General features: G+C 40.9%; 22 protein-coding genes and 1 rRNA gene. 16 read left to right on the forward strand and 7 right to left on the reverse strand.

All coding sequences use genetic code 11. The features are described 5' to 3' along the window. Nucleotides 1-230, reverse strand: a 16S ribosomal RNA gene (locus DCO56_RS27580); the annotation flags it as partial. Between the two features lie 513 nt (nucleotides 231-743). Between DCO56_RS27580 and DCO56_RS29130 the strand changes: the two genes are divergently transcribed. The 7 genes from DCO56_RS29130 to DCO56_RS27610 all read left to right on the forward strand — a co-directional run bounded on the left by DCO56_RS29130 (nucleotide 744) and on the right by DCO56_RS27610 (nucleotide 5,317). Further along, complete coding sequence (locus tag DCO56_RS29130; protein ID WP_146191159.1) at nucleotides 744-1,019, forward strand: hypothetical protein; 276 nt, start codon at nucleotides 744-746, stop codon at nucleotides 1,017-1,019. Nucleotides 1,020-1,047: 28 nt separating this feature from the next. Beyond that, nucleotides 1,048-1,185, forward strand: coding sequence for a hypothetical protein (locus DCO56_RS29415; RefSeq protein WP_181390696.1), 138 nt, complete (start codon nucleotides 1,048-1,050; stop codon nucleotides 1,183-1,185). 392 nt (nucleotides 1,186-1,577) lie between these two features. Next, complete coding sequence (locus tag DCO56_RS27590) at nucleotides 1,578-2,411, forward strand: helix-turn-helix transcriptional regulator (protein ID WP_108636907.1); 834 nt, start codon at nucleotides 1,578-1,580, stop codon at nucleotides 2,409-2,411. 115 nt (nucleotides 2,412-2,526) lie between these two features. Continuing rightward, nucleotides 2,527-3,384 carry a 4,5-DOPA-extradiol-dioxygenase gene (gene ygiD / locus DCO56_RS27595; protein WP_206531873.1) on the forward strand — a complete coding sequence of 286 codons (858 nt, stop codon included), beginning with the start codon at nucleotides 2,527-2,529 and terminating at the stop codon, nucleotides 3,382-3,384. A gap of 92 nt (nucleotides 3,385-3,476) precedes the next feature. Continuing rightward, nucleotides 3,477-3,764 (forward strand): Rdx family protein, encoded by a 288-nt coding sequence (locus DCO56_RS27600; protein WP_108636909.1) that lies wholly within the window; start codon nucleotides 3,477-3,479, stop codon nucleotides 3,762-3,764. A gap of 78 nt (nucleotides 3,765-3,842) precedes the next feature. Beyond that, nucleotides 3,843-4,679 carry a methylated-DNA--[protein]-cysteine S-methyltransferase gene (locus DCO56_RS27605; protein WP_165305773.1) on the forward strand — a complete coding sequence of 279 codons (837 nt, stop codon included), beginning with the start codon at nucleotides 3,843-3,845 and terminating at the stop codon, nucleotides 4,677-4,679. Nucleotides 4,680-4,702: 23 nt separating this feature from the next. Then, nucleotides 4,703-5,317, forward strand: coding sequence for an alpha-ketoglutarate-dependent dioxygenase AlkB family protein (locus DCO56_RS27610; protein WP_108636910.1), 615 nt, complete (start codon nucleotides 4,703-4,705; stop codon nucleotides 5,315-5,317). 159 nt (nucleotides 5,318-5,476) lie between these two features. Here DCO56_RS27610 and DCO56_RS27615 read toward each other — a convergent pair whose 3' ends face one another. After that, complete coding sequence (locus DCO56_RS27615) at nucleotides 5,477-7,357, reverse strand: M1 family metallopeptidase (protein ID WP_181390697.1); 1,881 nt, start codon at nucleotides 7,355-7,357, stop codon at nucleotides 5,477-5,479. A gap of 252 nt (nucleotides 7,358-7,609) precedes the next feature. Between DCO56_RS27615 and DCO56_RS27620 the strand changes: the two genes are divergently transcribed. From DCO56_RS27620 to DCO56_RS27635, 4 genes are all read left to right on the forward strand, one after another. After that, the gene (locus tag DCO56_RS27620; RefSeq protein ID WP_108636911.1) at nucleotides 7,610-8,920 is read left to right on the forward strand and encodes a BamA/TamA family outer membrane protein; all 1,311 of its coding nucleotides are present in this window, start codon (nucleotides 7,610-7,612) and stop codon (nucleotides 8,918-8,920) included. 109 nt (nucleotides 8,921-9,029) lie between these two features. After that, complete coding sequence (locus DCO56_RS27625; RefSeq protein WP_108636912.1) at nucleotides 9,030-9,839, forward strand: hypothetical protein; 810 nt, start codon at nucleotides 9,030-9,032, stop codon at nucleotides 9,837-9,839. 18 nt (nucleotides 9,840-9,857) lie between these two features. Then, the gene (locus DCO56_RS27630; RefSeq protein ID WP_108636913.1) at nucleotides 9,858-11,927 is read left to right on the forward strand and encodes a TonB-dependent receptor; all 2,070 of its coding nucleotides are present in this window, start codon (nucleotides 9,858-9,860) and stop codon (nucleotides 11,925-11,927) included. A gap of 11 nt (nucleotides 11,928-11,938) precedes the next feature. Then, on the forward strand, nucleotides 11,939-15,253 hold the full coding sequence (locus DCO56_RS27635; RefSeq protein WP_108636914.1) for a DEAD/DEAH box helicase: 3,315 nt from the start codon (nucleotides 11,939-11,941) through the stop codon (nucleotides 15,251-15,253). A gap of 38 nt (nucleotides 15,254-15,291) precedes the next feature. On the opposite strand, the gene DCO56_RS27640 is transcribed toward DCO56_RS27635, so the two are convergent. Then, entirely contained in the window at nucleotides 15,292-15,750 is a 459-nt protein-coding gene (locus tag DCO56_RS27640; protein ID WP_108636915.1) for a hypothetical protein, read from the reverse strand. Between the two features lie 133 nt (nucleotides 15,751-15,883). Between DCO56_RS27640 and DCO56_RS27645 the strand changes: the two genes are divergently transcribed. The 3 genes from DCO56_RS27645 (at nucleotide 15,884) to DCO56_RS27655 (ending at nucleotide 19,002) form a co-directional block, all read left to right on the forward strand. Further along, nucleotides 15,884-16,330, forward strand: coding sequence for a MarR family winged helix-turn-helix transcriptional regulator (locus DCO56_RS27645; RefSeq protein WP_108636916.1), 447 nt, complete (start codon nucleotides 15,884-15,886; stop codon nucleotides 16,328-16,330). A gap of 63 nt (nucleotides 16,331-16,393) precedes the next feature. Further along, entirely contained in the window at nucleotides 16,394-17,455 is a 1,062-nt protein-coding gene (locus DCO56_RS27650; RefSeq protein ID WP_108636917.1) for an HlyD family secretion protein, read from the forward strand. A 2-nt stretch (nucleotides 17,456-17,457) separates the two neighbouring features. Next, a complete protein-coding gene (locus tag DCO56_RS27655) occupies nucleotides 17,458-19,002 on the forward strand; it encodes an MFS transporter (RefSeq protein WP_108636918.1) in 1,545 nt (514 codons plus the stop codon). Between the two features lie 2 nt (nucleotides 19,003-19,004). Here the strand turns inward: DCO56_RS27655 and DCO56_RS27660 are convergent, their stop codons facing one another. Both DCO56_RS27660 and radC read right to left on the reverse strand, forming a co-directional pair. Further along, a complete protein-coding gene (locus DCO56_RS27660) occupies nucleotides 19,005-19,754 on the reverse strand; it encodes a class I SAM-dependent methyltransferase (RefSeq protein ID WP_108636919.1) in 750 nt (249 codons plus the stop codon). Nucleotides 19,755-19,770: 16 nt separating this feature from the next. Beyond that, entirely contained in the window at nucleotides 19,771-20,469 is a 699-nt protein-coding gene (gene radC, locus DCO56_RS27665) for a RadC family protein (protein ID WP_181390698.1), read from the reverse strand. Nucleotides 20,470-20,634: 165 nt separating this feature from the next. Between radC and DCO56_RS27670 the strand changes: the two genes are divergently transcribed. Then, nucleotides 20,635-21,093: a peptidylprolyl isomerase gene (locus DCO56_RS27670; RefSeq protein ID WP_108636920.1), complete on the forward strand. Its 459-nt coding sequence runs from the start codon at nucleotides 20,635-20,637 to the stop codon at nucleotides 21,091-21,093. 26 nt (nucleotides 21,094-21,119) lie between these two features. Further along, entirely contained in the window at nucleotides 21,120-21,524 is a 405-nt protein-coding gene (locus tag DCO56_RS27675) for a DUF5606 family protein (protein WP_104385787.1), read from the forward strand. 97 nt (nucleotides 21,525-21,621) lie between these two features. Here DCO56_RS27675 and murA read toward each other — a convergent pair whose 3' ends face one another. Further along, nucleotides 21,622-22,947: a UDP-N-acetylglucosamine 1-carboxyvinyltransferase gene (murA, locus tag DCO56_RS27680; protein ID WP_108636921.1), complete on the reverse strand. Its 1,326-nt coding sequence runs from the start codon at nucleotides 22,945-22,947 to the stop codon at nucleotides 21,622-21,624. A 270-nt stretch (nucleotides 22,948-23,217) separates the two neighbouring features. Next, nucleotides 23,218-24,021, reverse strand: coding sequence for a DUF4290 domain-containing protein (locus tag DCO56_RS27685; RefSeq protein WP_108636922.1), 804 nt, complete (start codon nucleotides 24,019-24,021; stop codon nucleotides 23,218-23,220). Nucleotides 24,022-24,057: the final 36 nt, after the last annotated feature.

Raw genomic sequence — 24,057 nt, forward strand, 5'->3', positions numbered from 1 at the left:
CTATCCTATAAATATTTAATAACCAGACGATGCCGAATAGTTATATTATGCGGTGTTAATCTCTCTTTCGAGAGGCTATCCCCCTGATAGAGGTAGGTTGCTCACGCGTTACGCACCCGTGCGCCACTCTCACCATCTTTGAGCAAGCTCTCCGATGGATCCCGTCCGACTTGCATGTATTAGGCCTGCCGCTAGCGTTCATCCTGAGCCAGGATCAAACTCTCCATTGTAAAATGAAGTTTTTGATTCCAACTATTTACATAATCAGAATTCTTTTTTTATATCTCTGATCTTGGACCGAATTGAACCAATTCTTGAATTTGTTCATGACTTTCGTCTCCTACTCGTCACGCTTACATGATTGTGTTTTCTTAAAGAACTTTTCTCGCTTCAACTTCCGTATCCGCTATATTCCGATGGCATTGCGCCGTCTTTATCTTTTTCTGCTTCCCTCCGTTTCCGTTGGGACTGCAAAGGTAGAAATCTTTTCCGAACTTCCAAAAAACTTTTGAAGTTTTTTTTCTTTTTCTTTTCCAATTTCTGCGCCTAACTCCCGTTAAACCCTTCTTTTTTCATTGGCTCCCTCTTTCGAAGCAACCGTCCCTCCCTTGCGGAGTGGTGCAAAGATAGGGAGTTTATTAACAAACTTCCAAGCCTTTTGTTCTTATTTATTTCATTTTACCCCTAACTCGCTGGACAGGTGGCTGATTGTTTTTGCAGAACAGGGTACAGGAAGCCTAAAAATGGAGAATCGTGTACCGCAGAAAGGACATGGCAATGCAAAAACAACCATATGGGCATGGGTTTACCGTTATTTACAGTATCCTGATGCCCGGATGGAGGATTTCGGGTCCTTTCCGGAACGGAAATCGGAACTCAGGCGCGGCGGATGCCGTGGAAAAGAAAAGGGAATCGAGCACAGGCGTGGAGACGGTGGATCGGAAAGGTCAGCGATGCAAGGTCTGGGATCAGATAACAGTAGACCTCCAGGGGAACTAGAGCGCACCCCGGCCGGATAGGCAAAAGACCAGAATCGGAAAACTCCCAATGAGCCGGATCACCCCGGTCAGGGAGACCGAATCCTGGGCAGGCATAAAAGCCGTAGCCGGGCAGTCCGCTTGGGCCATAGAAAAACAAGGCAGAAGCAGCAACAACAATGCCGATACAGATCCAATGTTTAGTTAGGGTTTACTTAGGTTTTGTTTAGGTTTAGTTTAGGTATTCTTTAGGTAAAAGCTAATGAATACCTAACTAATTCCTAACTTAAATCTAGCTTACTTCTAAACTATTATAAAATCAATACTTGAACAGATCATAACATGACTAAAAGCGGAGGTGCGACATGAACGATCCCAAATCCGACCTCTCTAAATTCACTTGGACCAACCAACCATTTCGGTCGCGATCAAACCCGATTCGCAGGCGAACAGTGCCCGAACCGCAGCCAAAAGAAATTGATATAAGCTAACAACGCGTAAAATTCAGTGGAAACGCAGTTTTTTGAAGTTGAAAAGTCAAAAATCATGAATTAAGCCGTATATTCGGATAAAAGAAATATTTAATCACCATCCCCGATTTTGAACGAACTTTTCAAAATTTACCAGCTTGATGCGAATGAAGCACTACGCATCCAAGAATCGAAAAACGAAATACATCAACATGATTTCGAAGAACTGATTATTGGTGTCAAAGGACAATTAAAACATTTTATCGATTTTAAAGCGGAAACCTATACAGCTCCGTTCATCAGTTTTGTCGCGCAAGGTAAAAATCATCGGGTAACACCTCTCCTATTGGACCAAGAGATTGACTTTTGGGTAATCAGATTTAAAAGCGAATTCATTCCCGAAACGACCTTCCAGCTCTATGCGCATTTTCACGAAAATGCGACATTAACCTTTTTTCAGCCCTCCTGTTTTTCCAGGTTGGTGATTTTGTGCCAAATGATGCAACAGGAAACGCAACAAGCCGTAGCTGACTATGCGGTAATTAAGCAGTTGTTAAGCACAATATTTATTATGATAGAGTCTGAGCGAAAAAAACAGTTTCCTGCCACACAACAACAATTAAAAAACCAAAGTACAACATTCACCAGTTTTCTATCTATACTGGAAGAAAATTATCGACGACCGGAGGGCGTTAACTATTACGCGGAAAAACTTTTTATGTCTGCCCGCAATTTAAATCTGATCTGCCAAAGTATATTGCAACAAAGTGTATCGGAGATCATCGAAACAAGAAAACTGATAGAGGCCAAAAACCTGCTGCTAACAACAAATAAGACCATTTCAGAAATAGGTTTCGAATTGGGCTATCAGGAAAAAGCTTATTTCACCAATGTTTTTAAGAAGAAAGCTGGGATGACCCCATCTGAATTTAGACATGAGATTCAGAAGCTGATTTCCGAATAATACAACAATTTGGCTAAAAAACAATACCTGATACCGTTCCAGACCACCTAATTTTGTACGAATAATTAACGCTATTCGTATCATTCAAATGCGTAGAAAGGATTTTATCAAAATTATGGCAACACTCCCCCTATCAGGCATAGCAGGCCCCGCAAGTTCATTACGTAAATTTTCTACTGACCTTGCTGCTACAGACAAATTTCCGGTTCTTTTTTTAGGACACGGAAGCCCCATGAATGCCATTGAAGACAATGAGTTTGTCCAAGGGTTCAGAAAAATAGGACAGACATTCGAAAAACCGAAAGCAATCTTAGTGATCTCAGCACACTGGGAGACACGTGGAACATTTGTTACGGCCATGGAGCATCCGGCTACAATCCATGACTTTGGCGGTTTCCCGCAAGCTTTGTTTGACGTGCAATACCCCGCTCCCGGAAGCCCCTCATTAGCCCAGGAGACAAAGCGCATCGTCACAAAAACAGCGGTTCATCTAGACGATAAATGGGGCTTGGACCATGGCTCCTGGTCTGTTGTCAAACACCTGTACCCCAATGCTGATGTCCCCGTTATTCAGATGAGTATTGACTATACCCAGCCTGCTTCCTATCATTATGAAATTGCGCAACAACTGGCGGAACTACGGAAAAAAGGCGTCTTGATTATTGGAAGTGGAAATATGGTCCACAACCTCAGGATGGTTGCCTGGGACAAACTCAATACAACAGGATATGCTTACGAGTGGGCTACCCTTGCCAATGATAAGATGAAAAAGTTTATTCTGGATGGCAATCATCAGGCTTTAATTGATTTCAGGCAGCAGGGAAAAGAGTTTGATCTAGCCATCCCTACACCGGAGCACTATCTTCCTTTAATCTATAGCCTGGCTTTACAGGAAAAAAATGAAGATTTATTTTTGTTCAATGACAATTCTGTAGCAGGCTCCCTCACCATGACCTCATTAAAAATCGGATAATGAAAACGACGGGATTTCTTATGGATGTTTTGACGGTAGCACAGAGATCGGTACATTTGTCTTATAGAATGCATAATCGCTTAATTTAAATCATGGCAACGAAACCTGTTATCGAAATCGAGTACTGTCCAAAATGCAATTGGATGTTGCGTGCGGCCTATATGTCCCAAGAAATCCTGAGCTCGTTCACAGAAGATATCCATGGGGTCCTGCTTATTCCAAGTGAAATTTCAGGCCGCTATACCATACGCATAGACGGCAAAGAAATCTTCGATAGAAAGAGAGCCGGCCGATTCCCGGAAATAAAGGAGCTAAAACAACTGATCCGGGATATTGTCGCTCCTGAAAAATCATTGGGACACTCGGACAAAACTTCCTAGCATTCTTTCAATATAGCATAAATCGGATTTTATAAACTTCTTCTTCTTAGCACCTTTGTGTACACTAAATGGACAATCATGACTATTCAACAAGAAGTAGATTTTCAACGTATCGCCAAGGCAATACATTTCTTGCAGGAAAATTTTAGAACTCAGCCCACATTAGGGCAGATCGCTTCCCATGTCTACATGAGTGAAGCTCATTTTCAACGGATGTTTACCTCTTGGGCAGGAACAAGCCCAAAGAAATTCCTGCAATATATCAGTTTAAATCACGCAAAATCATTATTGAAAGAAAACAATATTGCAGAAACCACCTTTCAGCTGGGTCTTTCAAGTAGTAGCAGGCTGCACGAACTCTTTATCAATATCGAAGGGATGACACCCGCTGAATACAAGAATGAAGGCGCCAACTTACTCATTTCTTATCATTACTATGAAACGCTTTTTGGTCCTATCATTATCGCTTCTACCTCAAAGGGCATTTGCCATATTGCCTACGAAGAAGATAAAGACGCTGCGCTCAAGACACTCCAAAAGCGTTTTCGAAACGCCAAATTTATACAACAAGGAGATATCATGCACGAAAATGCATTAAAAGCACTAAATCCACAGGATAATGACATCGGTCAGGTGAAATTGCACCTCAAGGGGACGGAATTTCAATTGAAAGTATGGGAAGCACTATTAAAAATTCCGATGGGTAATTTAAGCACTTATGGTTCAATTGCTTCTCAAATTGGCAATCCCAAGGCTTCACGCGCAGTGGGCACTGCTGTTGGCAGCAATCCGATTGCGTATCTGATTCCCTGTCATCGGGTTATTCAAAACAGTGGTATATTTGGCGGTTATCGTTGGGATCCGATGCGGAAAACAGCGATGATTGGTTGGGAAAGCCTCCATGCCGCAATATAAAAAAACAAAACGGCAAGGATATCATGGAACTCTTCGACAATCTTTTTGATGGAAACAAAAATATACTACCCTATGATGGGACAGTCAATTATTACGGCAAAATACTAGATCAGGCCCAAGCAAATCACTATTTCGACCGGTTAATGGATTCCATCGAATGGGTAAATGATCGCGCTATTATTTTTGGAAACGAAATTTTCACCAAACGCAAAGTTGCCTGGTACGGCGAGCAGGCCTTTGAATATAGTTATTCCAACACCACAAAAAGGGCTCTCCCTTGGACAAAAGAACTTCTCGAGCTAAAAGCACTTGCTGAATTGAAAACACAGGAAACCTATAATTCCTGCTTATTAAATCTATATCACAATGGTGACGAAGGCATGGCCTGGCATAGTGACGGAGAAAAAGACCTGAAAAAAAATGGGGCAATTGCTTCTTTAAGTTTTGGAGCCGAAAGAAAATTTGCGTTCAAACATAAAACCACAAAAGAAAAGATAGATCTTATTTTGGGAAATGGTAGTCTCTTGGTCATGAAAGGCTTCACACAGACCTATTGGTTGCATCGGCTCCCCCCTACAAAAAAAGTTTTTAAACCACGTGTCAATCTTACTTTCCGAACCATCGACAATTTCCTTTAAAAACATCTGAATCATAAATGCAGTTCATTTAAACCGAATTATATACGTCGTGAGGAATATCAGCACAACATTTATGACTTGAGCAAGCATAAACTTTATCGGGTGAGTAATTGGATCAATCTCTCCTGACGCAGCGATTGATCCAATTGAATTGATACATTAGTTTACTGCTTCCCAAACGTTATCTTTGGCTGTGTAATCCATGAAAACACCCCCATCCAGCGTAATCTTTTTTATCTTCTTAGGTGATGACCAGGTAATTGTTGCCTGTTTTTCATTGGGCTGCCAAATCGAAGGCGTCTGATGCTTTGTTTCCAAAGTCCCGTCCGCATAGGTGATCAAGACATCAAAAGGAACTGCAAATCCGCCAACATTAGCGATCGACAGGGTATTTTTATTATCAGCTTGTTTTAGGCTATCCACCTTTAAATCAATATAATTATTGGTAAAATACCAGTTTTTCCAAAACCAATTTAAATTCTGACCCGCTCCAGCATTGATGCTGTAAAAGAAATCCCATGGTGTCGGGTGCTTACCATGCCATAGATCCATATAATGATGTAACGCTTTTTTGAACTGTATATCGCCAAGATAATCCCGCAGCGCGATATACGATAAGGCGGCTTTGATATAGGCATTATTTCCATACCCCAGACCATTCAGTTGTGAAGTCATCGTAATCAATGGCTGGTCCTCCTCGGTCGATGGATCGAAGATATATCGTTTCACACGCGAATCTTTAAACAGCTCCTTATTCTTTTCGGCGCCAATCTCTGCATTACCGATCCAAAATTCCAGAGCCGTAGCCCAGCCTTCATCCATATACCCATATCGGGTCTCGTTGATCCCCATATAGAAAGGAAAATAGGTATGGGCGATCTCATGATCCGCTGTTTGTCGGGCATCAACAAAATTATCGGGCACACTCGAATCATTGATCATCATCGGGTATTCCATATCCGCAAATCCCTGTACTGCTGTCATCGTGGGGTAGGGATAGGTCACTCCGGGCCAGTTTTTCGAAAACCATTCAATACAGTATTGCTGCCAGCCAATGTACTGTTCAAAATCGGGCGTGCCAGCAACATAACTGGATTGTACACTGACGCGTTTGGTCCCTAGATCCACACTACCAGCATCCCATATATAATTGTCGCTCACACTGAAACAAAAATCAGGAACATAAGTTGCTTTAAATTTCCACTTATTCCATTCTTGTTGTGTCGTTACCCTGCCCTCCTTCATTTCAGATGCTGTAGCAACATGGATAGGCTCATCGCTCTGTTTCGATTGCTCAAAGCGTTCTAAAATAGGCTTCTGCAATACTTCCGCAGCATTCTGAAGCTCCCCTGTGGCCCATACAACAAAGTTCTTAGGAACAGCAATTTCAAACTGATAATCATTAAAACCATTATAGAACTCCTGTCTACCGTTATGCTCCAAAACATCCCAGCCATTGTAATCATCATAGACAGAAACACGTGGATAGGAATAAGCACAATAGAAAGTAGATGCGTTAAGCATGCCATCGCGGTCGCTCTCAACCGATAAAGGATACTCCCAGCTGATCGCTAGGGTCGCCACGGTACCGGGGAGTATTTTCTGTCCAAAATCACCAAGTTTCACTGTGCCCCAATCCGCACTATTTACCTCATAAACCTGTCCGTTGAGCGTGAATGATTTTATTTTCAGCCCCGAGGTCAAATAATCATCCGAGGCATAGTTAGCACGCACGGCATTGGGCTTGTGCACATTATTCACAAATCGGATAGCCAATTGCTTCAGTGTATCAGGGCTGTTGTTGGTATATAAAATTGTCTCATTTCCACGAACAGTCCTCGTCGCAGGATCCAATTGTACCTTGACATCGTATTTTCCAAAGTTTTGCCAGTAATTTTTACCGGGCTCTCCGGTAGTGGTTCGTGTACCTTTTTCAATGGCTTGTTTAATATTTCTTGGTGTATAGAGCTCCTGCGCGTGTGTCAAGCCTGTCATCAATAGTAAAGCCAAACCGCAGCGATATATGTTTTGTCTGATCATATCTCCGAATTAAATAATCAAAACTAAGATAAATTTGCGCTTATTTCCAAGTTTAATTACGGGATTCTCCCTTACTGCCAAAAATATTCCGCCCCGCACCGTTGAGCCGTAACCCCGGATCATTCATCCGGACCGATAGCCTTTACACGCTTATCCGTTTATGCCAATATCAATGTTTTACGGAATTGGCTTTGCCCGATTAGAAAACATTTTAATATTTTTGACGTTTAAATCTAAGATAAACCCGAAGGTATGCAGCGACTATTACGTAATCACTATTTATTCACTTTCTGTTTTTTACTATCGTGCCTACTGCTGATATCCAATACGCTTGTAGCTCAATCTGAAAGCGAAATAGATTCTGCTTCATTCTATAAAAAACAACGCGATTCGATTTTGGCAAGCCAATATGATATATCGGACTTAATCGGTCGCATTATTCACCCTAAACGCAAAAAGGAACGATCGAGCAAACGTTCTCCGATTACGCTAATGCCTAATATCGCCTATAACCCTACGATCGGTGGACAGATCGGTGTCAAAGCCGTTGCGGGGAAAATATTGGGGGACCCAAAGACGACAACTATGTCAATTGCGGCAACATCAGCGTCCATCACGACCAAAAACATTATGGTCTTCTACATCAGCCATAATGTGTTTACCCCAAACAATAAACTGAATTTTCAAGGAGCTTTCGCTTTGGTCAAAATGGTTGCATTGGATGCGGGTTTGGGTATGACTCCTTACGGCAAATGGAACAATGAAGAAGAGGAAATACTTGCGAATCCCGAACATAAAAAATATGGTGCCAAATACAATGCCTTTACGTTTAATGAGAAGGTCTACAAAAAGGTTGCCGATGATTTGTTTCTAGGAGCTGGATTAGCATTCGACCTTCGTCGAAAGATAACAAGCAGTGGTCCTAACGGGAATATTACACCAAATACCATTTACACGGAAAAACATGGTTTTGCCCCAGATAGCTATAATTCAAACGGACTGTTGCTAAATATGCAATACACCACCCGAGATAATCCCAACAGACCTTATAAGGGAATCTATTCGGATATAGGTCTGCGATGGAATACAACCTTACTGGGCAGTAGCAAAAGTGCCGTCCAACTCACGACTGACTTTCGTAAATACTTTAGTGTATCGCAATCCGATCCCGCACATGTGCTTGCATTCTGGTATTGGGGTTCCTATAAGCTGGGGGGTGTCCTCCCTTACTTTGATCTGCCGGGGACAGGAAGGGATGCCGCTGTAAGAACAGGCCGTGGCTATACAATTGGTTATTTTAAGGGGATATCTTTTGCCTACGCAGAAACGGAATATCGCTTTCCAATTTTAAAAAACCGTTTTTTGAGTGGTGCAGCATTTTTTAATCTCCAAAGTGCAAGCGATGAATTAGGGACAAAACTTTTTGAAAGATGGCAACCGGGAGGCGGCGCAGGATTACGCGTCCTGTTTAACAAAGCCACCCGGACAAATCTCTGTTTGGACTACGCCATAGGAAAATATGGATCCCGTGGATTCTTCCTCGGATTGAATGAAGCGTTTTAATTTAATGGAAAGCAGCAAGACTTCTTTTCTATAAAATCATTAAATTAGCCGATATTGTAGCTTCGCCTAAAATCCAATAGGCGGAGTCTCCCATTGAAGATAAATACGCATGAATTTACAGACGATTTTTCTATACTTTTTGCTTTTTGGATTCGCTTCCTGTCAGCAGACAATTCAATCTAATTCTCAAAATATCCCGACAAAAGATAGTGCGGTCAACAACCAAAATCGGCAGGTGGCTGAAAGCCCCCGTATAGTGAAACCTCTACTTGATACATCCACCTATGCCAATCCGCGAACCGAAGAGACGGCTAATCAGCAACGACAACAGCTCGTCAAATTGGCTGATGAGGGGCTCTTTGAAAAATTACATCTAAAGTTGCTTAAGGACCTTGCCGAAAACCAAAAAAATTATTTCGAAAGCCATACAAACCTCGATTTGCTGGCTCACACAAATGGGGATATCTTTGGCAACAAGGAAAATGATGTTGCTTATGTCGTTTATGATAAAGAAAAACATCAAATTGAAATCATTCTTTTTGACCAGCAGAGCAAACGGTTTAAAACATTGTATCGAGATGTACATGTATCCAATTTATTGCAACAATCCGATTGTTACTATACCAATGGCACAATAGATTATAGCATTGCCGCCGAACTGATCTATCAGGAAGACTATATCCGTTCGAGTCAATCAAATTACTTGATCGATGACAAGGCATTCTCCATTGATGATATCTCAAAAAATAACAACATCGATCTGAAAAGGGGATGCCTAAGCAAAGATTTTTCGAAAAATAGCATGGCTAATACCTTGTGTATACCGACAAGTTCAGTATATGCGAATTATCAATGCCTAAAATACAATAAGACCAAAGAGATTTTTGAAATTTACTTTAGCCAAGAATTTGCGGACTAGCCGATCGAACCATTAGCCATGAAAAGAAATTACGTACTCGCCGCCCTTTGTCTATGTGGCAAATTATATGCACAGACTACTGACAGCACCAACAATAGGCTTGAACAAGTGGAGATTAAAGCTTATTTTACTAAACAGCCTTTATTAAAACTTACCTCATCGGCGGCTGTGTTAAGCCAACAACGGTTACAATCACAGCAATCGCCGGCGCTTGTCTCCGTTATGAATACGGTGCCCGGATTACGTATGGAAGAGCGTTCTCCGGGGAGTTACCGACTGGCACTGCGTGGCAGCATGCTGCGTTCTCCGTTCGGTGTACGTAATGTAAAGATCTATCTGGATGACTTTCCGCTCACAGATGCAGGTGGAAACACTTATTTAAACCTGGTCGACCCTTACACGATAGACCAGATCAATGTTTTGAAAGGTCCTGATGGTTCCATTTATGGTGCAAACTCCGGTGGTGTAATTTCACTTTACAGCAAAGGTTATAATACCCTGACCGAGCCCGAAGTCAACCTACAGCTAACAGGAGGTTCGTATGGGTTATTTCAACAGCAGCTCAATGCCATGCTGCCCATAAAGCAGAAACAACAGCTGGCCATCAATCAAAGTTGGACGCGTAGTGACGGGTATCGACAGCATTCATCTTTGAATAAGAAGAACATCCAGCTAAACTACAATTGGCAATATGCCAAACATGCTGAACTAAAATTTACAGGGTTTTACACTGATCTGGGCTATCAGACTCCCGGCGGCCTGACTATTGCACAAATGGATGACGATCGACGGCAGTCCCGCCCCAAAGCTGGGCCCAACCCAAGTGCGGCTGAACAAAAAGCAGCAATCTACGATAAAACATTTTTCGGAGGTCTGAGCAACCAAACGAATATCAGTTCCAATTTAACCTTATTTGCCAGTGTTTTCGGTTCATCCAACCAAATTAAAAATCCTTTTATCACAAATTATGAAAAAAGGGATGAGAAAAATCTGGGGACGCGACTATATCTATCCTATGTCGACCGGGTCAGCAAAAACTTAAAGTATGAACTGCAATTTGGTTTAGAAGCACAAAAAGGCTGGTACGATATTGACAATTATGATAATAACCAGGGGAATATAGGTAATCCGCAAGCGAAAGATAAATTGGAAAACAGCCAGCAATCATATTTTGCACGCACACAGTTATCTTGGCTGGAACGCCTTCAGGTCGAATTATCTGTCGGACTCAATGAGAACAAAATCGCTTATCAACAGCGCTATCCTGTAGCCCAGGCGGATAAAGCACACATCGATTTCGGGAATACCTGGATGCCACGGGCAGCTGTTTCCTACCAGGCTACAGCAACTTTCGCCCTTCGGGCCTCGATCTCAAAAGGATTTTCTGCGCCGACAATTGCTGAAGTACGCTCATCCGACAATATAATTAATAACGAACTCAAGCCGGAGACCGGCACCAACCATGAATTTGGTGTTCGATGGCATTTGTGGAACCGTCGAGTTATTTTTGATGCCTCAGTGTACAGCTATCAAATGAATGATGCCATTATTCGACAAGTACGTGAAACGGGAGCAGAATATTTTCAGAATGCAGGAAAGATAGACCAAAAGGGAATCGAAGCCTCTATATTGACCTACTTGATGACTCCAAAATCTTCGGGGATTATCCGTAGTTTACAGGTGGGGAGCAATTTCTCGCTAAATCATTATGCTTTCAAAAATTATAAGGTAGGAGACAAAGATTATAGTGGCAACAAACTAACAGCGGTACCGAAAACAGTTTGGGTCAATACCTTAAATGCCCTTTTTCCCTACCAAATTCGATTGGATCTTCTTTCGAATTTAACCGCCGCAATACCATTGGATGATGCCAATACAGTCTATGCCAACCGCTATCATCTTTTACAGGGCAAAATATCGTGGAGTAAAGCGATAGGTCAAGGATATCAGCTCAATCTCTTCGTCGGTGCCGACAATTTGTTGAACCAAAAATATAGTCTCGGCAATGACATCAATGCTTTTGGTGGCCGATATTTCAATCCTGCTCCCCTGCGAAATTATTATGGCGGTATGAGTTTTCATTTTTAATCCCCTGATATATGGAGTTCCATCAATATACGTTGACAACAATAGATTTCGGTTCAGTAAGCCGTTATTCTTATTTTTCTTGGATGGATAGTGCCCTGGCAAATATTCAAATCAATGTCGTGGAGATGGAATTCAATCAGGCGACCTTTCAGGTCCTCGAAAATTACAGGGATTTCCGGGTGATGGTTATCTACAGATCACCTGTAACTTCGCTTTTCTGCAATTGTGGGGAGACAGGTTTCTGTAGTCACCAGAAAGCGACATTGACAAGGCTATTCGGACAAGAAAACTGGTTGTCTTTTTTTGACTTTAACCGGTATCGAAATCTTTTAAAAAAGATTGCTGTACAATATGGTTTAGAACATGAGCCCTTATTGGAAAACTATTTTTCAGCACATATTAAAGATGCAGCGCTGCAATTTGTTCTCAAAGATAAACACCTGACATCCATAGACGATTTTGATCTCCTGGAACCACAAACAAGACCCACTAAAATTCACGGTGAACAACTGCATAGCTTCATTGTACTGACACGTAATCGCTATTATAAACAATTACAGGTCCTGTTATGTCAGGCACCCCTGTCAAAATCGGGCACGCCGAAAAACCCCATTTCCACAGTGGAGAGCCAATCACGGATCTGGCAAACAGACTCCATTGACGAAACCCAGTTTTTTGCGGCGATCAGCCAATTGGCTCAACCCCTACAACAGACAGATACACCCATTGGCCGAAGTCTGCGGGCCATTGCCAAGAATCCTTTGGCCCTGGATTTTTTCCTTCATGATTATGAAAAAGCAGAAAATATAACGGCCACTTCCTTATCTCCGATTCAAATCGGTCTCAGCAAAGGCGAAATCAAACTGCTGATCGAACAGCGCGGTTCCTTTTATTGCATTAAAGGAGAATTATCCATTCATGGCATTACCTACGAACTACAGGATCTGACTATTCTTTTTGATCATTTTATCGCCATAAAAAAGTACCTATATCTTGTTGAGAATAAGCTTCATCTCAAACTGATTCGTTTGTTCGGAAACAAAGGAAATGAGCTGCGTATACACCGGAATAAGTTTAAAGAATTTAACGAATTATTCCTGGCCCCTCTGGCCAATTCGGTTGCGTTAAATTTTAAGGATATCCCCAAGGCGAATAAACCGCAACTGAAAGAAAACCTCTACTATCAGGATATGCAAGCACTTATCTTCCTGGAGGAATCGGAAGATTTTGTAAATATCATTCCTGTCATGCGTTACGGTGATGTTGAGGTTCCGATCCTGAGTAAAAGAAATATATTTGGAACAGATGCGAAAGGATCCCAATTTTTGGTAGAGCGGAAAAAAGAGGCTGAAACAAAAGTCATCTCACTGCTGCTCAAGCAGCATACTTATTTTCAGGAGCAATTGGAAGATGATAGTTTTCAACACCTTTATTTACACCGTAAATATTTTCTCGATAAAAACTGGTTTTTAAATGCATTTGAAGAGTGGCACCAACACGGAGTCCAAATCATTGGATTCAATACCATACGAGGCAATAAACTGAGCAGGTTCAAAGGCAAAATACAGATCGAGGTATTAAGTGGACAAAATTGGTTTAATGCCAATATTCAAGTCAAATTTGGTCCCAAAAGTGTCTCGCTTAAGAAACTGGAAAAAGCAGTCCGCAACCGTTCCCAATTTATTCCCCTGGACGATGGCACACTTGGTGTCTTACCTCAGGAATGGCTGGAAAAATTTGAGGCCTATTTTAATGCTGCGGAAGTCATAGAAGACGAACTTCTTCAGATTCCCAAATTCAAGTTTAATGAAATCGACCAGCTCTTTTCCAACGAAGAGATCGATCATGCCGTATCCGTCGAGATCGACTATTTAAGAAATCAGCTCTCCACATTAGCAAGCTACCCGCCGGTGCAATTACCCGACATTTTTGTCGGCGATTTGCGTCACTATCAGCAGCAAGGGGTACAATGGCTCAACTTCTTGGACAAATTAAATTTTGGTGCCTGCCTGGCGGATGACATGGGGCTGGGAAAGACAGTTCAAATCCTGGCCTTTCTAGCCTCTCAAAAAGCAAAAGGCATAACGACACCAACATTGCTGGTTCTCCCTACGACGCTGATTTTTAACTGGAAGCGCGAAATTGAGCAATTCTTACCTTCTTTTAATACACTCGTCCTAGAGGGGCCAAACCGACGCGACATAAGCGAGCAGTTTGAAGAACTGGATATCGTGCTTATTTCTTACCATAATCTACTGACCGACATCAATAGGTTAAAGAAACTGACCTTCAATTATGTTATACTCGATGAGTCTCAATATATAAAAAATCCGGATTCACAGCGGTACAAAGCAGTAAATTTACTGCGCGCTCGAAATCGTATCATACTAACAGGAACACCTATTGAGAATAATACCATGGATTTGTTTGCGCAGCTTTCTTTTGCCATTCCGGGTTTATTGGGAAATAAAAAGTACTTTAAAGACGTCTATACGACGCCAATTGATGCTTTTCACGACCGCAAAAGAAAGAAGATGCTAAAGGAAAAAATAAAACCCTTTATCCTTCGAAGAACAAAACGGGATGTATTGGATGATCTTCCCGCAAAAAATGAATTGGTACTCTATTGTGAAATGAAAACCGCACAGCGACGGATATATGATCTCTATGAAAAAGAATTTCGGGAGTTTATCTCTGCTAAAGATGGGGATGAAATCAAGAAAAGTCCGATGCACGTCCTGAAAGGTCTGACCAAATTACGACAGATCTGCAATTCCAGTAAATTGCTCGAGAGCGAAGATTTAACGTCTGCCGAAGATTCAGCAAAGATTGAAATGCTGATCGAGCAAATCCAGCATAAAAAAGATCAGCACAAAATCATCGTGTTCTCGCAGTTTGTCAGCATGTTGCATCTGATTAAAGAAGCGTTGGATAAAAATGGCATACCGTCGCTCACCCTCACCGGTCAATCGCGAAACCGGGGACAGCTTGTCAGTGATTTCCAATCGAATGAAGATAGCCGGGTTTTTCTGATTAGCCTGAAGGCCGGAGGAACAGGACTTAATCTCACTGCCGCAGATGTGGTTTATCTCGTTGATCCCTGGTGGAATCCGGCTGTGGAACAACAGGCGATTGATCGTATCTACCGTATTGGCCAACAAAAGAATGTCACCGCAGTGCGTCTGATCAGTCCAAATACCGTTGAGGATAAAATTCAGGCACTTCAGCAGCATAAAAAGGAAATCAGTAGCACTATTCTTGAAGATGGAGGAAGCTTAGATGCTTTTTACCTTGATAAGGATTATTTACTTAAGATTTTACGGTAGGATTTATTGCCTTACAGCTTTTTAATTTAGTTATTCAGTTATCTGATAATTTGCTTTCTATATTTCGAGTCAATTATATATTTTACTCCTTTAGCATCTATAAAAACAGGCTTACCCTCATATCGTTCATCGGTCTGTTTGTCCAAAGCAACGCGGTATAATGCACCTGAACGCGAAGAAGAATACCTGATATCTCCTTGATGTCTACTACGGGCAACAACCACATTAGAAAGATCAACAGACGCCGCATCTACTTTATCCATCGTTTGCTCCTTTGCGACAGCCTTTTTACCTTTATCAGCCGTTCGTTCCAAACTAACGACATTAGATTGCATGTTTACAGGAAAAAAAGGATCTATCCAACGATTTACAATAGGGAAATTTTCATCCCAATTATTTAAGGAAGTAAGCTGCTGACCATTTACTCTACTTGCGAATACAAAAATTGGCAGTAAAAATAAGCAGCGTCTAAAGAATATCAATTCAACTCTCAGCATATCTTTTTTACTTATGCCTAAAACACTTCCAAATAAAATGCCACACACCTATTCCCGTCATATCTTTAACATATTTTTAACGATCAGCGTATATTAGTTTGATATTTAACTGTTTTATATTTAACTTTGTTTCATGAAAAATGAATCGCCCAATCCGGTAAAACCCCTAGTGGATGCTATCATCTCGTTAAGAACGAGCTTAAAACAATATTATATCCAGAAAATCAAGGAGCAACAATTGGATATCACCTATGAGATGTTGCAGGTATTGGCGACCCTTTGGAAAAAGGAACGCATGAATCAACAGGATATCGCTGTTGCGATACAGAAAAACAAAGCGAGTGTCACTCCGCTGATAGACAATCTTTGCAAACGTGACCTTGTAAAGCGTGTGAGTGATCCTAATGACCGTAGGAACAACTTAATTGAACTCACCTCAAAAGGCGATGCGTACAGGGAATTATTGAATCCTGTACAACAAGATCTTTATCAGGTGATCCTAAAGGAAATCACGCCGCAAAAAGTATCGGAGATCACTGAGCTTTTGGAAAAATTGAATCTGATCATTGATAAACAGTAAAAAATAAATATGATGTACGAAAAGTAATACTTTTCCGTACAGGACGAATAGTAAAAACGAGCCATGAATAGTTCAACATTAAGTGAGAAAGAAGTTAAACGAAGAAGAAGAATATGGGCGATCAATAGTGTATCAGCGTTAGTTATTGTCGTAACGATTGTATGGGGGATTATGGTTTTCTTTCACATCAATGAATCTGTTTATACGGATGACGCACAAGTAGATGCCCATATTACACCGATCAATTCAAGAATCAGCGGCTATATTAAGGATATACGTTTTGATGAACACCAAAAAGTACATAAAGGCGACACACTTGTGATTATAGACGATTCAGAATATCGCATCTTACTACAGAATGCCGAAGCCAGCTTAGCGGATGCAAAAGCCAACAAGACCATAGCACAATCGGGAATCGCCATTGCCAATACTGGTACGGCCATCGCCAATGCCAATATTGAGGAAATGAAGGCCAGGCTGGACAATATGGAAGCCAATTACAACAGGTACGCGAGTCTGGTAAAAGACGAGGCAGTGACCCGTTACCAATTTGACCAGGTAAAATCGGAGTATGAAGCCATGTCGGCCAAATACAAAGCATTGCTTGCACAGCAACAAACGTCCAAACTCAACAGCCATGAATCCGTACAAAAAGTATCCGTCAACAATGCTTCATTGCTTAAGGCCGAATCTGCGATAGACTTAGCCAAACTGAATTTATCCTATACCGTAATAACTGCTCCTTATGATGGGGTATTGGGCAGACGGAATATCGAAGAGGGACAGTTGGTGCAAAATGGCACACCACTAGTCAACATCGTCCGTGATGAACAGAAATGGGTAACGGCAAACTACACCGAAAGCCAAATGAAAAACATTACAATGGATAAAAAAGTCAACATAGAAATTGATGCGTTGCCGGGAAAAACCTTTGAAGGTAAAGTAGTCGCAATATCTGAGGCAACTGGATCCAAGTATTCGGCTGTTCCTGTCGACAACGCTACGGGAAACTTTGTAAAAGTACAGCAACGGATACCCGTCCGTATCAATTTCACGGCATCCAACTCCAGACGGGATATGGATCTTCTCCGCGTGGGCATGAATGCTATTATACGTATAAAGTAATCATGAAAGATCGTATTTTCAGAGATTGGCTGAGCCCAACATGGGAACTATTCTTTTTGTTCTTGCTCAACATTATATTTTCCTTCAATAACGGAATCCCATCGTCGGTCAATACGTATGTCATGAACGGTTACGCCGGCATAAGTGCAGATCTCAATATGGCAACATATTGCTATTATGCCGGTATGGTCTGTGCAATTCCATTAGTGTTTCGGTTGATTAAGCTTCTTCCCAAAAAAACGATACTGATTGTTTCCACCATTGTTATTCTTTTTTCAAATGCGATTTTGGAACATGCCAACAATGGCATCAATATCTGTATGGCTACGTTTTTTATTGGAAGTGCCAAAATTATCGTCACCATGGCCATTATCGGGGAAATGATTCCTTTTCTGATGCCACGTGGAGAACGTTACCAGCTTTATGCAGTTTATTACCCGATGACAATGATCTTCCCGGCAATAGCAAATTATATAGCCACTATTTTCGCAACAACATTCTACTGGGAAACTGTATTTCTATTCCAGAATATATTATTGGCTATCGGTTTATTGCTATGCATTATTTTTATGAAATCGTCTAGTTTCAAAAAAGTACCTCTTTACCAGTATGACTGGTTTGGGAGCATATTGTTTTGCATTTCCCTGCTGAATATGGCGTATTTTAGTACTTATGGATTAACACAAAACTGGTTTCACTCCAAATTGATTATACTGACAGGAGCTGCGGCAATTTTATTCCTTGCTCTCTTTATAAATAGAAGTGTTATCATCCGAAAATCGCTGATGAATTTTGATGCCTTTTCAACGCGGACTTTGCCCATATCCGTCGGAACGATCTTTCTATTCGGAATTTTTTACAGTTCCACATCCTTATATAGCTCACTATTGGGAATTACACTTGGTACAAACCCATTGGAGATCGCAAAGGTAAACACTTACGTCATTCCCGGATACCTTATCGGTGCGCTGATTTCGTATGCATACTTTAAGTTTACCAAAAAATGTAAATTCATCTTGGCTTTTTCCGCTATCTGCTATGCATTATCTTCTTTTTTCTTTGCACAGATTGCCGGTCTACAGGTACATACCACCCTATTTTACCTTCCTATGATTTTAAGAGGGATCGCTGTGATTACATCGTACATTGGCATAGGCGTATATATGGCGGGTAATATTCCAAATAAATATTACTTATCTGGATTGGTTTTTCTGATCCTGACCCGTTCCTTCTTGGTACCCGTTGTGTGGAGCAATACTATTGCCAATTGGTATTATCGTCAACAGGTCATTAAAACAGGCAATTTGGCTAACATCATAGATAACACGAATAGCCTGGTTTTACAATCAGCCAATATCGGCAAATCGGTACAAGTACAAGCCTCTTTGCTTGCCATTCGGGACAGTTATAACGGATTGTTTATTGTGGGATTGATCCTCGTATTCCTCATTTTGGTGTTTCCTTATCATTCTTCCCCTGCCAGACGCATTTTCAACTGGAAAAGAAAAAATACAACAAAAGAAGCCCTACAGATTCCGGTCGCTTAATCTTAACTGATATAAATCTCTGTAATATACCGAAACACGATACGTTGGGAGATCGCATATTTTTCAAACAACGAGCGAAGGTCATCGTATAAATTTTTACTCTCAGTCCCCTCTTTAGGAAAATAAGAGGATGATCTTACCCTTCCCAAAAAGGATTTCAAGTCAAATACTTGTTGGTTAGGCAAGGATACCTTCGTCATTGGTCTATCGGCAAAAAAACTACGAAGGTCCTCATCGGTTATATTTTTATGACTGACAGATTGATAGCTGGGAATATGATTGTGTAAAAATTGTTCATATTCCCTTTGGAAAGCATCTTCCGGATCACGTTGATTCCAGGCCAGCACAATATGACCGTTTTTTGTAAGAATGCGATTAAATTCGTTAAAACAGGCGGTCCGATCGAACCAATGAAAAGATTGCCCGGCGAAAATTAAATCTACACAACCGGACTCGATAGCGGTATCTTCAGCCGTGGCGTTCAATGCAATTAAGTTCCGGTATGTTTTAAAATGGTGCACCAAAGATTCACGCATCTCCCTGTTGGGCTCCAGAGCAAAGACATCATTTCCATTTTCTAAAAATAACTGAGTGGATAAGCCGGTACCGCTGCCGATATCCGCTACCAGCCAGCTTTTATTCAGACCTATCTTTTCCTGAAGAATCTGAATAATTTCTTTGGGATAATTGGGTCTGAATTTTTCATAATCCACAACCCTGTCGGTGAATCGCTCAATACTATTTTTGCTCATATCAGATTTGCTATAGCTAATCGATTATATCTTCATCTCTGAAGCTATAATATCCATTGTCCGTAAAGATCAGGTGATCGTTCACCCTAATATCCATAATTTTTGATGCTTCGACAATTTTTTGCGTCAGAATTCTGTCAGCATTACTCGGCTGCAAAGTCCCTGAAGGATGGTTGTGAATCAGTACAATAGAATGCGCTTTTATTGCAAGGGCATGTCTCAGAATAATTCGGACATCGACTGGTGTAAAATCATTTCCACCGCGGCCAATAAGCTGTTGATCCAACAATTTGCATCCCGTGTTCAGATAAAGTGTCCAAAATTCCTCATGGGGTAAATCCTGTAGGATTGGTTTCATAAAATCATACACACGCTTGCTGCTATTTAAAATCTTCTTTTCTTCTGCCGGAGATTCTTTCTTGCGCCGCGCCAGCTCCAAGGCTGCAATAATCGATATGGCCTTGGCCTCACCAATACCTTTATATCGACTCAATTCATTGACTTCCATCTTGGAAAGTGTATCCAGGCTATTGTTGGCATCCGCTAAAATACGTCGGCAAAGTCCTACGGCACTTTCGTCCATTGAACCAGATCCGATCAGAATAGCCAACAGCTCCGCATCGGAAAGGGCCCTTCGTCCCTGGTTCAATAATTTCTCGCGGGGACGGTCGGCCTCGGACCATTCCCTGATAACTAATTTATGCAGATTTGACATTGTTTAAACTATAACCGGCTAGCTAACATAAATATATAAAATATTTCGCATTATTTTTGAGATCAAATTCCTACAAATAACGTGATTAAAAAAAAATGGAGATTGGGATTTACTTCGCATTTCACTCTGAAACATTATCTTTGTATTTCATAAAAATTTTTGAACATGAGTAAAGCGATTATTAAAACAGAAAAAGGCGACATGACTGTGCAATTCTACACAGCCGATGCTCCAAATACAGTAGCAAATTTTATTAAACTTGCTAAATCAGGTTATTACGACGGATTGGCTTTCCACCGTGTTATTCCTGATTTTGTTATTCAAGGTGGTTGCCCAAATTCACGTGAAGGTGCTGCAGGTATCCCCGGAACAGGTGGCCCCGGTTATAAAATCGATTGTGAATTAACTGGTGAAAATCAATACCATGACAGAGGTGTATTGTCAATGGCTCACGCTGGTCGCAATACAGGGGGTTCTCAATTTTTCGTTTGCCACAGCCGCAATAATACAGCTCACTTAGACCGTAACCATACCTGCTTCGGAAAAGTAATCGAGAATGTTGATGTGGTAGACGATATCAGACAAGGAGACCGTATTTTATCAATTGAAGTAATCGAAGATTAATTCTTGGAGATTTAAAAAAAATTAAGATGAATTTAAGAGCATTAGTATCTGTAACTGGTAAACCAGGATTGTTCAAATTGGTTGGACAAAACAAAGGCGGTTTTATTTTAGAAACCCTTGATCAAGCAAAAATTAAAACTGTGGTAAGTTTGTCTTCGACAAAAATGGCAACATTGGAAGATATTACCATTTATGGTGACGAAGAGGAAATCCGTCTTTTGGATATCTTCGAAACCATTAAAGAAAAAGGTTTGACATTACCTGACACGAAATCAGACGGCGCTACATTGCGGGATTTCTTCCGTGAAGTTGCTCCAGGCCATGATGAATCTCGTGTATACACATCAGATATCAAGAAGGTGATCACTTGGTACAACATTATCAAGGAATTCCCTTTATTTGAAGAAGAAGCACCAGCTCCTTTGGTATAATCCAGATAGCCGGATAAAAAAAGCCCCGGAAACGAGTTTTCCGGGGCTTTTTTAGTTTTCCGCAATAATCTTTTTTGCGTACTATGCAAATACTTGACTAGTGACCTTTTGGTTCGACGTCCACACGTTTGATATCTGCACCTAGTTTGCGTAAGCGTTCCTCGATATCTTGATATCCACGTTCGATCTGTTCGATATTGTGGATCACGGACTTTCCTTTTGCAGATAAAGCCGCGATCAATAAGGATACTCCTGCACGAATATCAGGAGATGTCATTTCGATACCTCTCAAAGAATGGGATTTATTCATTCCGATTACGGTCGCGCGGTGCGGATCACACAAAATGATCTGTGCACCCATATCTATTAATTTATCGACAAAGAACAATCTGCTTTCAAACATCTTTTGGTGAATCAATACATTCCCTTTCGCCTGTGTAGCGACCACAAGAATAATACTCAAAAGATCCGGTGTAAATCCGGGCCATGGTGCATCCGAGATGGTCAGAATGGAACCATCTATAAAAGTATCAATTTCGTAAGAATCCTGTGCCGGAATAAAGATATCGTCTCCTCTCAATTCAAATTGAATACCCAAACGGGAAAATACCGAAGGTATTACACCCAATTCCTGAAAACAGACATCTTTAATAGTAATTTCTGAACCGGTCATTGCCGCCAAACCTATAAAAGAACCGATCTCAATCATATCAGGTAACATACGATGCGATGTTCCGCCAAGACGTTGCACCCCTTCTATGGTCAGCAAATTAGATCCGATGCCCGATATCTTAGCCCCCATACGATTCAACATTTTACAGAGTTGTTGCAGATAAGGTTCACAGGCCGCATTATAAATAGTTGTCGTTCCTTTGGCCAATACCGCAGCCATAACAATATTTGCCGTACCGGTTACGGACGCTTCATCCAATAAAATATAATTACCTTTCAGTTCGGTAGCATCTACATTAAAGAAGTGTGTGGATGCGTCGTAGACAAATTTGGCACCTAGTTTTTCAAAACCCAGAAAGTGTGTATCGAGACGTCTACGCCCGATTTTATCACCTCCCGGTTTTGGAATGGCAGCTTTGCCAAAGCGAGCCAATAATGGCCCTACAATCATGATCGAACCACGTAAGCCTCCGCCCTTTTCCTTAAACTCAGGCGATTGGAAATAATCTATATTAATGTCTTTGGCTTCAAAAACGTAAGTATCTTTATCTATACGATCAATTTTAACGCCCAATGCAGCCAACAGATCAATTAACTTATTGACATCTTTAATATCCGGAATATTACTGATGGTCATGGGTTCTTCAGTCAGTAAAACTGCTGACAGAATCTGTAAAGCTTCATTTTTTGCTCCTTGTGGAATAATCTCTCCCTTTAACGGTTTTCCACCGATTATTTCAAATGCATTCATTTATATAACTGATATCTTCTTATTACAACAAAACCCGAGGTATAATTTAGTTTCCTGATGTCACTAAATGAAAATCCGGACTTCTTAAAATCAACAAAATTGTATTGAAAAAAGTTTATGGAATTTTCCAATGCACAGATTCCGTTCAGTCAGATCCTATTGACCGGAACTGATAAACAAATCCATTCCATAAATAAAGAAGGCAATTGTAAAGAAATATATGAATCACTTCGCAATTGCCCGCTTCTTATAAATTAAAAACTTAAAGAACTAGCCTCTTTTATTATTATTGTAATTATTCTGAGGTTTTCTGTTTCTATTGTTGTTGTTATTGTTATTGCTGCCACCAAAATTGTTCCGCTTCATGTTGTTATTGTTGTTTGACATACGAGGCTTGCCACTACCACCGCTGCCTTTCGACTGATAACCTGAAGAGTTATTATTGTTGCTGCTGCTATTATTATTGTTTCCGCTTGAATTGCCTGTTGTAGGACCTTTAACACGGTTTCCAGGAGGCGGAGTTTTAAAATCAAGTTTAGTCAATACCGTACCTTCGGGTAAAGTCAATTGGTAGCCGGACAATTCCTTCAAATCCTGGATTATCAATTCATCAGATACGGAATCTTTGTTCCAGGTAACATAGGCCATTTTCATAAAATTGGCGATACCAATCACCATCTGCTCGCGTTTAGGCTCATCGGTCACTTTTAAGGCCTTATCAATCATTTTTTCCACCGTAAATCCATAGTGTTTGAATTTGATGGAATGTTGCGGATAGCCCAAGTGTTCCACTTCATGCTTCACACTTTTTGCGGTAGCGATTGGATATGGTGAGTCAATATCAAGCTTAAAATCCGAGATAATCTGGAGGTGATCCCAAAGTTTATGCTTAAAATCTGAAACGTCTCTTAAGTGTGGATTCAACACCCCCATCATGTCGATCACGATTTGGGCATGTTTATTTCTTTCTTCCTTTGTGGGTAAAGTACAAATGTAATCTACCATATTTTGCACGTTGCGGCCATATTCTGCAAGGATCAATTTTGGCCTGGTGCTGTTGTAGTCAAAGTTCATATAGCTAATATAAGTACCTATTAAACGGTTAAGATC

The organism is Sphingobacterium athyrii (genome assembly GCF_003071065.1).
In the GTDB taxonomy this organism is placed as follows: domain Bacteria; phylum Bacteroidota; class Bacteroidia; order Sphingobacteriales; family Sphingobacteriaceae; genus Sphingobacterium; species Sphingobacterium athyrii.

Excerpts from the sequence above, each read along its gene's own strand:
- ygiD (WP_206531873.1), top strand. The coding sequence starts at position 2,527 with ATGGCAACACTCCCCCTATCAGGCATAGCAGGCCCCGCAAGTTCATTA.
- DCO56_RS29415 (WP_181390696.1), top strand. The coding sequence starts at position 1,048 with ATGAGCCGGATCACCCCGGTCAGGGAGACCGAATCCTGGGCAGGCATA.
- DCO56_RS27610 (WP_108636910.1), top strand. The coding sequence starts at position 4,703 with ATGGAACTCTTCGACAATCTTTTTGATGGAAACAAAAATATACTACCC.
- DCO56_RS29130 (WP_146191159.1), top strand. The coding sequence starts at position 744 with ATGGAGAATCGTGTACCGCAGAAAGGACATGGCAATGCAAAAACAACC.
- DCO56_RS27635 (WP_108636914.1), top strand. The coding sequence starts at position 11,939 with ATGGAGTTCCATCAATATACGTTGACAACAATAGATTTCGGTTCAGTA.
- DCO56_RS27655 (WP_108636918.1), top strand. The coding sequence starts at position 17,458 with ATGAAAGATCGTATTTTCAGAGATTGGCTGAGCCCAACATGGGAACTA.
- DCO56_RS27600 (WP_108636909.1), top strand. The coding sequence starts at position 3,477 with ATGGCAACGAAACCTGTTATCGAAATCGAGTACTGTCCAAAATGCAAT.
- DCO56_RS27615 (WP_181390697.1), bottom strand. The coding sequence starts at position 7,357 with ATGATCAGACAAAACATATATCGCTGCGGTTTGGCTTTACTATTGATG.
- DCO56_RS27685 (WP_108636922.1), bottom strand. The coding sequence starts at position 24,021 with ATGAACTTTGACTACAACAGCACCAGGCCAAAATTGATCCTTGCAGAA.
- DCO56_RS27670 (WP_108636920.1), top strand. The coding sequence starts at position 20,635 with ATGAGTAAAGCGATTATTAAAACAGAAAAAGGCGACATGACTGTGCAA.
- DCO56_RS27645 (WP_108636916.1), top strand. The coding sequence starts at position 15,884 with ATGAAAAATGAATCGCCCAATCCGGTAAAACCCCTAGTGGATGCTATC.
- DCO56_RS27640 (WP_108636915.1), bottom strand. The coding sequence starts at position 15,750 with ATGCTGAGAGTTGAATTGATATTCTTTAGACGCTGCTTATTTTTACTG.
- radC (WP_181390698.1), bottom strand. The coding sequence starts at position 20,469 with ATGTCAAATCTGCATAAATTAGTTATCAGGGAATGGTCCGAGGCCGAC.
- DCO56_RS27660 (WP_108636919.1), bottom strand. The coding sequence starts at position 19,754 with ATGAGCAAAAATAGTATTGAGCGATTCACCGACAGGGTTGTGGATTAT.
- DCO56_RS27675 (WP_104385787.1), top strand. The coding sequence starts at position 21,120 with ATGAATTTAAGAGCATTAGTATCTGTAACTGGTAAACCAGGATTGTTC.
- DCO56_RS27625 (WP_108636912.1), top strand. The coding sequence starts at position 9,030 with ATGAATTTACAGACGATTTTTCTATACTTTTTGCTTTTTGGATTCGCT.
- DCO56_RS27630 (WP_108636913.1), top strand. The coding sequence starts at position 9,858 with ATGAAAAGAAATTACGTACTCGCCGCCCTTTGTCTATGTGGCAAATTA.
- DCO56_RS27650 (WP_108636917.1), top strand. The coding sequence starts at position 16,394 with ATGAATAGTTCAACATTAAGTGAGAAAGAAGTTAAACGAAGAAGAAGA.
- murA (WP_108636921.1), bottom strand. The coding sequence starts at position 22,947 with ATGAATGCATTTGAAATAATCGGTGGAAAACCGTTAAAGGGAGAGATT.
- DCO56_RS27620 (WP_108636911.1), top strand. The coding sequence starts at position 7,610 with ATGCAGCGACTATTACGTAATCACTATTTATTCACTTTCTGTTTTTTA.
- DCO56_RS27605 (WP_165305773.1), top strand. The coding sequence starts at position 3,843 with ATGACTATTCAACAAGAAGTAGATTTTCAACGTATCGCCAAGGCAATA.